The organism is Curvibacter sp. Hmag1.1 (assembly GCF_059769165.1).
The window spans coordinates 3,279,768-3,293,155 of sequence record NZ_JBMBGX010000002.1 but is presented as its reverse complement, the minus strand read 5'-3'; the positions used below and the strand labels follow the sequence as shown (position 1 = coordinate 3,293,155).

At 60.0% G+C, this 13,388-nt stretch carries 7 protein-coding genes; 3 read left to right on the top strand and 4 right to left on the bottom strand.

What is annotated here, in order from left to right; translation table 11 throughout:
• Positions 1-13: 13 nt before the first annotated feature.
• The 3 genes from ACOAP0_RS15985 to ACOAP0_RS15975 all read right to left on the bottom strand — a co-directional run bounded on the left by ACOAP0_RS15985 (position 14) and on the right by ACOAP0_RS15975 (position 6,175).
• Positions 14-1,357: an ABC transporter substrate-binding protein gene (locus ACOAP0_RS15985; protein ID WP_498377204.1), complete on the bottom strand. Its 1,344-nt coding sequence runs from the start codon at positions 1,355-1,357 to the stop codon at positions 14-16.
• Positions 1,358-1,463: 106 nt separating this feature from the next.
• On the bottom strand, positions 1,464-2,960 hold the full coding sequence (locus ACOAP0_RS15980) for a chemotaxis protein CheW (protein ID WP_498377203.1): 1,497 nt from the start codon (positions 2,958-2,960) through the stop codon (positions 1,464-1,466).
• Positions 2,957-6,175 carry a methyl-accepting chemotaxis protein gene (locus ACOAP0_RS15975; protein ID WP_498377202.1) on the bottom strand — a complete coding sequence of 1,073 codons (3,219 nt, stop codon included), beginning with the start codon at positions 6,173-6,175 and terminating at the stop codon, positions 2,957-2,959. The genes ACOAP0_RS15980 and ACOAP0_RS15975 overlap by 4 nt, the downstream gene beginning before the upstream one ends.
• A gap of 178 nt (positions 6,176-6,353) precedes the next feature.
• Here ACOAP0_RS15975 and dinB point away from each other — a divergent pair, with 178 nt between their 5' ends.
• The gene (gene dinB, locus ACOAP0_RS15970; protein WP_498377201.1) at positions 6,354-7,637 is read left to right on the top strand and encodes a DNA polymerase IV; all 1,284 of its coding nucleotides are present in this window, start codon (positions 6,354-6,356) and stop codon (positions 7,635-7,637) included.
• On the opposite strand, the gene ACOAP0_RS15965 is transcribed toward dinB, so the two are convergent.
• On the bottom strand, positions 7,634-8,872 hold the full coding sequence (locus ACOAP0_RS15965; RefSeq protein ID WP_498377200.1) for a diguanylate phosphodiesterase: 1,239 nt from the start codon (positions 8,870-8,872) through the stop codon (positions 7,634-7,636). The two genes, dinB and ACOAP0_RS15965, sit on opposite strands and share 4 nt — an antisense overlap.
• A gap of 257 nt (positions 8,873-9,129) precedes the next feature.
• Between ACOAP0_RS15965 and ACOAP0_RS15960 the strand changes: the two genes are divergently transcribed.
• Both ACOAP0_RS15960 and ACOAP0_RS15955 read left to right on the top strand, forming a co-directional pair.
• Positions 9,130-10,689, top strand: coding sequence for a methyl-accepting chemotaxis protein (locus ACOAP0_RS15960; RefSeq protein WP_498377199.1), 1,560 nt, complete (start codon positions 9,130-9,132; stop codon positions 10,687-10,689).
• Positions 10,690-10,727: 38 nt separating this feature from the next.
• Complete coding sequence (locus ACOAP0_RS15955; protein ID WP_498377198.1) at positions 10,728-13,343, top strand: sensor domain-containing protein; 2,616 nt, start codon at positions 10,728-10,730, stop codon at positions 13,341-13,343.
• The last annotated feature ends 45 nt before the right edge of the window (positions 13,344-13,388 follow it).

Here is a 13,388-nt window from a genome sequence, read left to right as displayed (position 1 = left end):
GGCCCCTTGCGCCTCAGCGGTAACCCGCTGCGGCCATGATGTCGTTCACCCGGCGCACGATATCGCTCAGCGCCTTGTCCGCCGGTTTCGCGCCGGTCATGCCCTGGTACACCGCTGCCCCCAGGGGGCCGGTGTTGATGTCGTCCCATTCCGCGATGATGGGGCGCCAGTCAGGCTCCGAATAGCGCAGCTGCTCCTTGAGGGTGATGAACTCAGGGAACTGCCGCACCATGTCGGCATCCGCCAGGGTGGAGACCCGGCTCGGGCCTCCGCCGTGACGCACCACCGCCTTGTCTTGCGCCTTGGACGTCAACCACTGCAAAAGCAGGAAGGCCGCCTCACTGCGGACCGAGTTGCGTGCGATGGCCAGACCCAACCCGCCGGATTGCGAGGCATAGCGGGTGCCACGCGGATGCAAGGCATAACTCACTTTGCCCTCGACCTTGGACAGTGGGGAACTGCGCACCGCGCCGAACACCGCGGTGGAGTCCAGGTACATCGCGCTCTCGCCCTGCAGAAAGCTTGCGAGCGAGTCGTTGTACGAAAACTGGGGGATTCCTTTGGGACCGGTATCGGCAATGTGCTTGAGCAGCTCCAGCGCCTGCACGCCCTCACTGCGGTGGAACAGCGGCATCCACTGATCGTCAAAAAAACGACCACCTAGGGCATTGAAGTGCAGCAACCAAGCGTGCACACAGTTGTGCCCGGATTGGCCACGCGAGGTCAAAGCACCCATGCCAGATTTGTCGTGCAAGGGGCCCAGCAGGTCGGCTAACTCCGCATAGGTGCGGGGCGGCGCAAAGCCATGTTTTTCAAATACGTCGCGCCGGTAAGCCAGCACAGACGTCTCTGCACCGTAGGGCAAGCCGTACAGCTTGGCACCCGGGCCGGGCAAATAACCTTTGGGCCCACCCACCAGGCCGATGTTTTGCACATAGCGCGGCACCAGGTCGCCAAAGGCGTAGTCCGGGTCGGCCAGCAGGCGGTTGTTCAGGAAGCCATCCAGTGGCGCAATGAGTTTCTTTTTGACGTACTCGCCCTTCCAGGTGACGATGTAAGTCACCAGGTCCAGGCTACTTTGTGGCTTGGCCAGCTCGGCCATTTGCACATGTTTCATGCGCAAGATGTTGTCGCGCGCTACGTCCACCTTGATGCCCGTCTCTGCCGTGAACTGCGGCAGCAGCTTGAGCATGGCGTCAAAGTGCGGGTGATCCGGGATGCTGAAAGCCACCGTCTGCCCCTTGAATCGGGCATGGCGGTCCTGCGCGCGGCTGCTGGCCACCGGCAGCGCGCTGCCGAACACGGTAAGCGCACTACCGGCCAGAAGTCTGCGGCGGCTGACGGCTTTGGAAAACAACGACGTACCTGCTATCCATTCATGCAGCGCTCTTTGGTTTTTGTGGCGCTGCTGATATCCCCGAATCCATGATATCCCAGCCGCTTGGCGCCGCGCTTACGCTGTATCAAACAGCCCTTGACCCTTTCAGGCCGGCAGACAGGCCGCGCAGGTCCACCAAACGCAGCACCCGTTCGCCATCACCATGGCCCATGAGCACCACATCGGGCATCAAATCCGACGATTCGCGGGGCGCCGATTTGCCCTCCCCAATAGTCACCAGATGCGGCACCTTGAAGCCGATCAACTGCCCTTCGGCCTCCACCACCAGCACATTGCCACTGGTTTGCGCTGCACTGGCGCCCTTGGCATTGCCCAGCAAGCCTGAGAGGCAATACACCGGAATAGGCCGGCCGCGGCTCATCAACAGGCTGCTGCCCTGCATGCCCTGCACTGCGCAAGCTGCGTCCCACGGCAATATCTCGGCAATCTGCTGGATGGGCGAGGCCACGTCCACACCCACGTTGTAGCTCACCATCTGCCCGCTTTCACGGAAGCCTTTGGATTCGGCGGTGCGTGCGACGTTGCTGAGGCCGCCTTCGCTGCGCCCGGTCTGGCGGGTCATGGCGGCCACATCTTGCAAATGCGCGTCGGCCGCCATGTGTGCATCATTCAAAATCAAATGGAAGCCCGCCCCCGGCGGTGCGGACTGCACCGCGTCATCGGCAATCGCTTCGCCGGGCAAGGTGCCGCTGAACATTTCCGCCTGCAGGCTGGCAAACAAGGGCACAGGGGCGATCTGGTGCCCGTCAGCCACGACCACATTCACAATTTCATCCACCAGAAAAGCCACCAGGCCGGCGGGGAACTGCATCAAAAAAGCCTGCGGCTTGACGCCGGCCTCCATGGGTGCGAAACCACACAGGGCCGACAGCTCCAGCGCAGGAATGTCCTGATCGCCAAACCGCATCATCCCCTTGAAGTTGCCCGCCGACATGTGCGAGCCGCGTACCTCCGGCTGTATAAGCGTGGTGTGCACCGCCTGAGAGGCAATGGCCAGCGGGATACCGCCACAGCGCATGAGCATCAGGTGGCGCGGATCATCAATCAGCCCGGATACGTTTTTGCCGGCCCCTACGTTCAGCGCGTTGGTGGCGAGCACGTTCTGCGGCGCTGTCACGAAAGGCACCTTGGGAATGCCAGCAATCGCCGCGGGGCTCAGCACACTGACCATGGAAGCATCATCCGGCCGCTGAAAACCCGCTTGCAGTACCGATGACAACGGGTCCATGGGGCCCACCGCATTCACCGCATCGTCGGGCAGCACGTAAACGCCCACCACTCCGTCTGCAGCCAGGCCCAACAGGCGGCCTTCGTGTTCCATGACCACCACATCGGCATTGGGTAGCAGCTCGCCTTTGCTGTGAATGATGAGGCGCAAATCCACTACCGGCACCATGAGCCCGCGAAGTGAAATCGCCCCGATCACGCACGCCGCTTCGCTGGGCAGCGCGCTGAGCGCACCCATGGGCGTGACTTCCTTGAGCGCGGCAATCGGCAGGGCCAATTGCATTTGCCCCAGGGTGAACACGCCGAAGCGCTGGCCCGCGGTTTCGGTGCTCATTTTTTCTGCTTGGCAGCCATCGAGAGGCCGGCAATCAGCTCAGCCACATAGTCCGCCATGGCACGCTGGTCGCCGGTGGCACTGGCGATATGGGCCACGTTGTCCACCGCCATGTTCACGCTGGACAAAATGCCCTCGAAGCTTTTCGCTGCCGCCCGGCTGACCTGTGCACCTTCTTTGACGTGTGCGGAGGACTCCTCGATCAGGTTGGAAATTTCCTTGGCGGCCACGCTGCTGCGCTCAGCCAGCTTGCGCACTTCAGAGGCCACCACCGAGAAGCCCACGCCATGCTGACCGGCACGCGCTGCCTCAATGGCCGCATTGAAGGCCAGCAGGTTGGTCTGGTTGGCAATATCGCTGATAACCCGCACGATGTCCGCCACCTTGGCGGTGCTGCTTTGAATGCGCTCAATGGCATCCATGGACTGCAACACCGACGCACTGCCGGTATGTGCAGCCTCTGCGGTTTCGTTCACTTTGCCCGAGGCCGTCGCAGAGTTGTCGGCTACCTCACTGATGCTTTGCACCAGGCTTTTGATGTTGTTTTTCATTTCGTGGGCACGGGTGATGATGCTCTGCTCCAGCGTCACTTCCTTGGTCACATCGAAGGCGTATTTGATGACCTTGGCCGGCTTGCCGTTCAGGTCAAACACCGGCGTGTAGGTGGACTGCAGCCACACATCCCGGTTGAACTTGCCCAATCGCTGGAAGCGACCACTGATGAACTGGCCTTCATTCAAGCGCAGCCAGAAGTCGCGGTACTCGGTGCTTTGCTGGTAATCCACCGTGCAAAACATGCTGTGGTGCTGGCCGACGATTTCGCGCAAGGTGTAGCCCATGGACGCCAGAAAATTGCGGTTGGCGGTGATGACCTTGCCATCAAGGTCAAACTCGATCACGGCCTGCCCCTTGTCGATGGCGTCGACCTTGGCTTCAAAATCTGCGCTCTTGATTTTGGCTTCCGTCACATCACTGGCGAACTTGACCACCTTGACCGGGTTGCCACGTGGGTCGAGGATGGGGTTGTAGGTGGCCTGAATCCAGACCTCCTTGCCGTCTTTGCCAATGCGCTTGTATTCACCGCTTTCAAACTCGCCGCGACCCAGTCGCTCCCAAAATGCTTGGTAGTCCGCGGAAGATGCGTAGGCACTTTCGGCGAACATGCGGTGGTGGCGACCCACCATTTCATCAAGCTCATAGCCCATGAGCTTCTGGAAGTTCTTGTTGGCGGTAAGCACCCTGCCACTGAGGTCAAATTCGATGCTGGCCTGGGCCCGGTCTATGGCACCCAGCTTGCCGTCGGCTTCAAGACGAGAGAGCTTTTGTTCGGTCACATCCTGGCTCACCACAATCACTTTGGAGAGCGCGCCATCCAGTCCCATCAGGGGGCTCAAGATGACAGAGAACCAGACCTCATTCCGGTTAGCGCCTTTGCGCCGAACCTCAGCAGACACTGTTTTGCCTTCGCGCAGATTGAGCCAACGCTGTTTTCGTGCTTCCTGGTCTTGCGCATCGTCAAACATGAATTCGTTTTCGTTGCGCCCCACCATGTCAGCCTCTGCGCAGCCCATGGCTTTGGTCATCAAATCATTGGCTTTGAGAATGGTGCCGTTGCGATCCATCTCCCAAACACACGATGCGCTCATCACCGCCTGCATGCGCACCTGACTCTCCAGAGCCATTAGCTTGCCAGGAGTGATGTCTGAGCAGAACTTCACCACTTTGAACGGCTTGCCCTCCAGGTCGAGGATGGGGTTGTAGGTGGCCTGGAGCCAGACGCGCTTTCCGTCCCTGCCAAAGCGCAGGTATTCACCCGCATCAAACTCGCCCCGTCCCAGTTTTTGCCAGAAGGCCCGGTAAGCCCCGGAGCCCACTTCGTTGTGATCTACAAACATGCTGTGGTGGCGGCCCACAATGTCTTCCAGGCTGTATTCCATCAACTTCAGGAAGTTGTCATTGGCGCTAATCACGTTGCCTGCCAGGTCAAACTCCACCACCGCCTGCGCCCGGGCAATAGCATTGACCTTGCCCTCGTCCTCCAGAGATTTTTGTTTGGCCCGCGTGACGTCGGTAGCGAACTTGATGACCTTGGCCACCTTGCCGCTGGTGCCCATGACGGGCGTGTACGTGGCTTGCAACCAGACGGGGTGACCCGTCTTGCTCAAGCGCAGGTATTCGCCGGTGGCCGATTGGCCAGAACCCAGTGCGGCCCAGAACGCCTTGTATTCATCGCTCGCCGAATAGTCCAAGGGGCAGAAGATGCGATGGTGTTGCCCTTTGAGCTCCTGCAAGTTGTAGCCCATGGCCTTCAGGAAAATGGCGTTGGCGTCCAGGATGTTGCCTTGCACATCAAACTCGATGACGGCTTGGGTGTTATCGATGGCATGCAGCTTGGCGTTGACCTCCAACGACTGAAGCTTGGACGCCGTAATGTCGATGGCGAACTTCACGACCTTGACGGTACGGCCCTCTACGTCGGTGATAGGCGTGTAGGTGCATTGCAACCAGACGGGGCTGCCGTTTTTGTGACGGCGCTCCACCTCACCCACGTGGGAATGACCCGCACGCAGGTCGTCCCAGAAGGTGGCATACGCGTCGGTCGCGGCAAAGTCTTCAAAGCACAATGCACGATGATGCTGGCCCACCAGCTCATCCCGCGTGTAACCCACAGCACTTAGGAAGTGCTGGTTGACATCGGTAACTAGGCCATCCGCATTGAACTCAATGACCGGCTGCATGCCGTCGATGGCGGCGAACTTTGCCATGTCTTCCAGGGCGCGCACGCTGGTGCCGGATACATCGGTAGCCAGCTTGTGCACCTTGTAGATTTCGCCTCCGGTATTTCGCACCGGCACAAACACGCAGTTCAGAAACAGGGTGCTGCCGTCCTTGCGCACCATGGTGCGCACCTGGGTGAGTGACTCACCGGCCACGACCCGGTTCCAGAAAGATTCAAATGCCGGATCCTCCAGCGTCTCGGGGGTGCAGAACTCACGCCGGTTCATGCCTTTGATTTCGTCCGACGAGTAGCCCATGAGTTCCAGGTACGGAACGCTGGCGCCTATGACCTGACCGTCGAGCGTGTATTGCACGGTGGGCTGGGTTTCATACCAGGCCTTGCCTATGAGCAAAGCATCTTCCACTGCGGCTGGAGGAAGTGCCCCTAGATCAATGTGGGCGGTTCCGGTAGGAACGGGGAGGTCAGCGTCAGTCATGTCAGCTCCGGCAAATGGATCGGGAAAATCACAATAAATTTGATTTATTTGATAATTTATCGTCACAAACAATGAATGTCAATGTAAATGTTTTTATCAAATTCATCTAAATACAGCGTTTTTACTAAATACATCGTCATGCCCTCTGCGTACTTGAGCTTGCTATGCTGTGCGCCGCATGTCTCAAGCTGAAAGCCCCCTGCCAAACACCTCGCCCGAGGTGGTGCGCCGCATTGCGCACCTGGACATGGATGCGTTTTATGCGTCGGTGGAGTTGCTCCGCTACCCGCAGCTCAAGGGGCTGCCGGTGGTGATTGGCGGCGGGCGGCGGCATGCGGATGACGCGCTGCTCGTCAAACACGCAGACACGCCGCTGCACAAAATTCCGGTCGCCGATTTCCCGCTCTTGGATGGCTACACCGGTCGCGGCGTCATCACCACCGCCACATATGCCGCCCGGCAGTTCGGCGTGGGCTCAGCCATGGGGCTCATGAAGGCGGCCAAGTTGTGTCCGCAGGCCATTCTGTTGCCGGTGGACTTTGCACAGTACCGGCACTACTCGCAGCGCTTCAAAGCCATCATCACTGACATTGCCCCGGTCATGGAGAACCGCGGGGTGGACGAGGTGTACATCGACTTCACCCACGTGCCCGGTGGGCAACGCCAAGGCGGCCGCGTGCTGGCGCGGCTGATCCAGAAGGCGATTTTTGATGACACGGGCCTCACCTGCTCGGTAGGCGTAGCGCCGAACAAGCTACTGGCCAAGATGGCCAGTGAGTTCAACAAGCCCAACGGCATTGCCATCGTCCATGAGAGCGACCTGGAGCCCATGATCTGGCCCCTGGCCTGCCGCAAGATCAACGGCATAGGCCCCAAGGCCGACGAGAAGCTCAAAAAGCACGGCATAGAAACCATTGGCCAGCTGGCCGCCAAAGAGCTGCAGTGGCTGATGGACACCTTTGGACCGCGCGCCGGTGCCTGGCTGCACGCCGCTGCCCACGGGCAGGACGACAGGCCGGTAGAAACCGAGAGCGAGCCGGTGAGCATGAGCCGCGAGACCACGTTTGACCGCGACCTGCACGCAGTGCGCGACAAGGCCGAGCTAGGCGCCATCTTTACCCGTCTGTGTGAACAGGTGGCGGCAGACCTGCAGCGCAAGGGCTACCGCGGAAAAACCGTGGGAATCAAACTGCGGTTTGACGATTTCAAAAGCGTGACCCGAGACATCACGGTGGACTACTTCACGGCTGACGCCAAAGACATACGACGCATTGCGGGCCTGTGCCTCAAGCGCGCGCCATTGCAAAAACGCCTACGCCTCCTGGGCGTCCGCGTAGGCGCACTGCTCAGTGAGGACGAAGCGTTGGAATTAATGAAAAACAAGCAGGTAGCGCAGGTGGAATATGCGCGAGCAGCTACTAAAAACATAGCAAACGACCCACTGACAGGTCAGCTCTTTTAACCCCGCCACTCCACCGGTGGCAAGGCACACAGTCCGGGCCTGGCAATCAAATATCCCTGAATCCGGTTGACGCCCGCATGGCGCAGCCAGTTGAACTCCTCGACGGTCTCCACGCCCTCTGCCACCACGGCAATGCCAAGGCAATAACAAAACTCCACGATGGCCCGCACAATGGCTTGGCGGGGCCCGCTTTCGTGCACGTTCTGGACTATGCAACGGTCAATTTTGAGTTTGTCGGGCTGAAAGTCCGCCAAGAGCGACAAACCAGCAAACCCGGCGCCAAAGTCATCAATGGCCACGCGCATGCCCGCAGAGCGCACGCGTTTGACCGCGTCGGCAAACATGTCCGGGTCTGTTATTGCTTCTTCTTCGGTCACCTCCAGCACGATGCGATCCGGCGTGAAGCCGTGGCGCGCAGCCGCTTGCACCAGAAAGTCGACGGCATGGGCGTCTACCAACAGGGACTCGGGCAGGAGGTTGAGCGACAAACGGGCATCGGTGCCCAGCTGTTGCGCAATGGAGAGGGCCGCCACCTTGCTCGTGAGGTCAAACCGGTGCAAGGCATCTCCCTCGAAAGCGCTGAGCACGGCCTGCGGAGATTCGCCCGCCGGGCCACGCAACAAAGCTTCGTAAGAGCTGATGCGCCGGTTCTCAAAATCCACAATCGGCTGATAAGCGAACCTGGGTCCGACGTGAGGCAGCGCTTGTCGCTGCACTGCGCTGAGCGTGCTGCCGGGGATGAGCAATTCGGGGTCCCGGCCCGCGCTGGTATGCCCGTCGTGGGCCGCAAGGGGGGCAACAGCATGGTGCCAACGTCCCTGGGTGAAAGCGTCCAGCACGGTGCGAACGCGGTCTTCCGTCAAGTTTTGGAGCGCACGGCTTGACAGCAGCTCGCTCCAGGTCGAGAAGCCCTCAAGGCCTAACTCAGCCTGCACACCAAGCCGCGGCACCGCCAGGCCCATGCTCCACTGCGCGAACCGCCGCTGCGCAATAGGCTCGTGAATCAGCTTCACCAGATTGCTGTGGCGGGGGTCTGACTTGAGGCGCTGATAGAGCGCGATGAGCACATCGTCCTCACCCTCCATCACCTGCAGAAAGCAACCCTGGTCGTAAATCAACAGGCCCGAAACATCCATGCGTACGTTGTCACGCGCAGCCGTAGAGGCTATGGCCTGAAGCATCTCAGGTGTGATACCGGGCTGGGCCTGGCTGGTGTAGATGAGCTGCGACAACATAGCGTTCGGCCTCTCGTCATGGGAGTGTCTGAGGGTCATGCTAACCCAGCAATGCCACGGTGACTAACTCGCCAAGCCTGAATTAATTGATACCGGTCAAGAATCGATCAAACACTTGATCAAGGTCAACCCCACAGAAAAACAAGCGTGCATTCTCTGGGTTATTGCACATTGACTTGATCAACATCCCTGTTGCTAAATGCTTTGGTGCAAAGGTCTTTAGTAGTTACACCATCCAAAAAAAGGGGAAAGTCCATATGCGCGTGAATCTACCGATCAGCCAGCGGGAATACGACTACCCATCCGACCGGATGTTGGTGTCGATGACAGATACCAAGGGTGTCATCACCCATTGCAACCACGCATTTGTGGAGACCAGTGGTTTCAGCTATGAAGAGCTGATAGGCCAGAACCACAACCTGGTGCGCCACCCCGACATGCCACCTGCCGCCTACCGCGACATGTGGAACACCATAGGCCGCGGCCTGCCGTGGACAGCACTGGTCAAAAACCGCCGCAAGGATGGCGACCATTATTGGGTGCAGGCCAACGTGACCCCGATTCTGGACAACGGCAAGCCCAAAGGCTACATGTCGGTGCGCATCAAGCCCAGCCGGCAAGAAATCCAGGAAGCAGAAGCGCTGTATGCCCAGATGCGTGCCGAGGAGAAATCCGGCAAAGCCACCATTTACCTGCGCAATGGCCGGGTCCGGTACCACGGCATCAAAGGCTGGGCTGGTGCGCTGGGCCGCTTGTCGCTGACTGCACGACTGGGGCTGGCACTGGCCGCCATGGTCTTGCTGGGAATGCTTCCGGACTTTTTGGGACTGGAGGGGCACGCCTTGTTCTGGACCCAACTGGCTGTGCTCTCCGCCGGTGGCCTGGGCGTCATGGCCTGGTTCCAACTCCGCTTCGGTGCTGCGATCAAGGCAGCCGAAGACTTTGCGAACGACATCTCGGGCTGCAACCTGACCACCAACGTTTCGGGCGCCTACCCGCCCCCGCTGGGCGACATGATCCGGGCCTTGCGGCAGATTCAAATCAACCTGCGGGCCGTGGTCGGCGATGTGCGCGAGGAGATTGATGCGTTCAGCCGCTCTGCCTCAGAGATTGCATCCGGCAGTATGGATTTGTCTGCACGCACCGAGTCCCAGGCCAGCAGCCTGGAAGAGACTGCTGCCTCTATGGAGGAACTCTCCAGCACCGTGAAACAAACGGCAGACACGGCAGCCCGCGTGGCGGACCAGAGCGCCCGCAGCTCCAAGGTTGCCACCGAGGGCGGGCAAGCGGTACACCATGTGATTGAAGTGATGGAGCGGATTGACCAGTCCTCCAGCAAGATGCGCGACATCATCAGTGTGATTGAAGGCATTGCGTTCCAGACCAACATTCTGGCCCTCAATGCCGCAGTGGAAGCTGCTCGCGCCGGTGAACAGGGCCGTGGTTTTGCCGTGGTGGCATCCGAGGTGCGGGCTCTGGCCCAGCGCAGTGCGACCGCTGCCAAAGAAATCCGCGAACTCATCGCCCAGTCTTCAGAGCAGATCTCTGAAGGTGCGACGCAGATGAAGAATGCCGGACGCACCATCGATGCGGTGGTGGCTAACGTGCAGGAAGTGGGCAACCTGATCCAGATGATTACCAGCGCCACGAAAGAACAGGCCATCGGCATTGCCCAAGTGAACGAAGCAGTGACCCAACTGGACACGGTGACCCAACAAAATGCGGCCTTGGTGGAAGAGTCGGCCGCGTCTTCGGACGGTCTAAACAACAGTGCCTCATCGGTTGCGCGTGCGGTTCAGGTGTTCCAGCTACCATAGGATGCAATCAACACCGCGCGCTGAACGCTTCACCGGACATGCCTGACACGAACCTGCGCTCACTCCAACCACACGATCTGATCCAGTTGCTGGAAGGGGTGCCGGTTCCGCTGTTCGTCAAAGACACCCAAGGCCATGTCATCTATGTGAACCGGACCTGGCGCCAGTCCATGGCTCCCGCATTGGGCGGCTCACCGGCTGCCGCAGTGAGCGATGTGCTGAGCGCGGAGCAGCTCGCATCTTTTCACCAGCGGGATCTTGAGGCGTTCAGTGCTGGGACTACGGTCACCCACGAAGACGAGGTGAAGGGCAACGGGCAACAAAGCGCACGCCATACCCTGACCACGTTGGTTCCCCTTTTTGATGCGGATGGACAGCCCTCCCTGATTGTGGGGTCCACGGTTGACATCACTGAACAACGCCAACTACAGCAACAGAACGCGGCAGAGCGCGGCTTGTTGGAGATGCTGGCCTCTGATGTGCCCTTGCAGGACATCATGTCGGAGTTCATCCTGCGCTACGAGGCCATATTCACCGGTGTGATGGGCTCGGTCTTATTGATGGACGAAGAAGGCAAGCACCTGAGACATGGCGCGGCCCCGAATCTCCCCATCGAATACTGCAAAGCTATAGATGGCGGCGCCATCGGCCCCTCGGCGGGATCCTGCGGCACTGCGGCATTCACCGGCAAGGAAGTCCTTGTTTCGGACATCGCCAATGATCCCTTGTGGGCTGCCTACAAGGAACTAGCGCTGAGCCATGGGCTGCGGGCCTGCTGGTCGGTGCCCATCCGGTCCACCAAGGGCAAGGTGATAGGTACCTTTGCCAACTATTACGGCGTAGCCCGCATTCCGTCTGACTCGGAACTCCAGTCGGCACGCCGAAGCGCCTACCTGCTAAGCCTGGCGATTGAAAACGATTTGAATGACCGGCAGATCCGGCAGGACCGCCAGGCCATTGAAGAAGCGGGGCTCTATCGCCAGGCCATCCTCGACAGCATGGTTGACGGCTTGGTCACGCTGGATCTGAATGGGCGCATCCACACTTTCAACAATGCCGCCTGCCGGATGATGGGGCGCGACCCCGAGGCTCCCCGCCCCCAGACGCTCAGCGAACTCTTGGGCACGCAGCTACCGCTCAATGTACAAGGCCACCTCGATTTGCTGAGCACGGTGGATGGCATTGAAGGCGCAAGCGCCGAGGTCAACGGACGGCATGCCAACGGGGCCATTCGGCCCATCAGCGTGTCTGCCTCACGCATACCGCACACCGAACACGATACCTTTGTGGTGACGCTGCGGGACATTACCCAGCAGCGCCAGGACGAAGAAGAAATCCGCCGCCTCGCCTTCTACGACCCGCTCACCGGCTTGCCCAACCGGCGCCTGTTGATGGACCGAGTCCGCCAGGCCATGGTCAATAGCGCGCGGCTGGGTCAGCATGGCGCGCTGATGTTTCTGGACCTGGACCATTTCAAGCTGCTCAATGACACCCTGGGCCACGATGTGGGGGACGAACTTTTGCAGCAAGTGGCCTACCGCCTGCGCAACTGCGTGCGCGAAGGCGACAGCGTGGCGCGCCTGGGCGGCGATGAATTTGTGGTGCTGCTGGAAGGCTTGAGTGACAACCGCACCGACGCCGCCAACCAGGCCGAGGTGGTCGCCCACAAAATTCTGGACGCACTGGCCCTGCCCTATAGCCTGCGTGGCCACGGCTACAACAGCACCCCCAGTATCGGGATTGTGGTGTTCATGGAAGACCATGAAACCATGGACGACCTGCTCAAAAAAGCGGACGTCGCCATGTACCAGGCCAAGGCGGCCGGCCGCAACACCGCGCGCTTCTTCGACCCGGTCATGCAGGCCGCCGTTACCACCCACGCCGAGCTGGCCAAGGAAATCCGGCTGGGCTTGCAGCGGCACGAATTCGTGCTGCACTACCAGGTGCAAATCGATAGCCAGGGCCGCTGCACTGGCGCAGAGGCGCTGGTGCGTTGGAACCACCGGGTGCGCGGGCTGGTGTCGCCAGCCCACTTCATTCCGCTGGCCGAAGAGACCGGCATGATCCTGCCGCTGGGCGAATGGGTGATGGAGTCCGCTTGCCAGCAATTGGTGGAATGGAGCCGCAACCCCATGACCGCCCACTGGACCCTCGCTGTCAACGTAAGTGCCTCGCAGCTGGCGCAACCCGAATTCGTGGCCAGCGTACGCGAGGCGCTGCAACGCTCCGGTGCGCCGGCCGGTCAGCTCAAGCTGGAACTGACAGAGAGCATGCTGGTGGACGATGTGGAAGACATCATCGTCAAGATGATGGCGATCAAGGAGCTGGGGGTGAGCTTCTCGCTCGATGACTTCGGCACAGGCTATTCGTCTCTTTCGTACCTCAAGCGTCTGCCCCTGTCGCAACTCAAGATTGACCAGTCCTTTGTCCGCGACGTACTGACTGACCCTAGCGATGCGGTGATCGCTCGCACCGTGGTCGCACTGGGCCACAGCCTGGGACTGACGGTAATTGCGGAAGGCGTGGAAACCGCCGAACAACGCGATGCCCTGGCCGCCATGCAATGTGATGCCTTCCAAGGCTATTACTTCGGGCGCCCGGCGCCCGCTGATGCACTGATCTTGTCCGCTGGGACCCAAAATCTGAATCTGTGAAGGTTTTCACATAAAACTTTGCTCCTTGGCGTTAGGATGAAACCT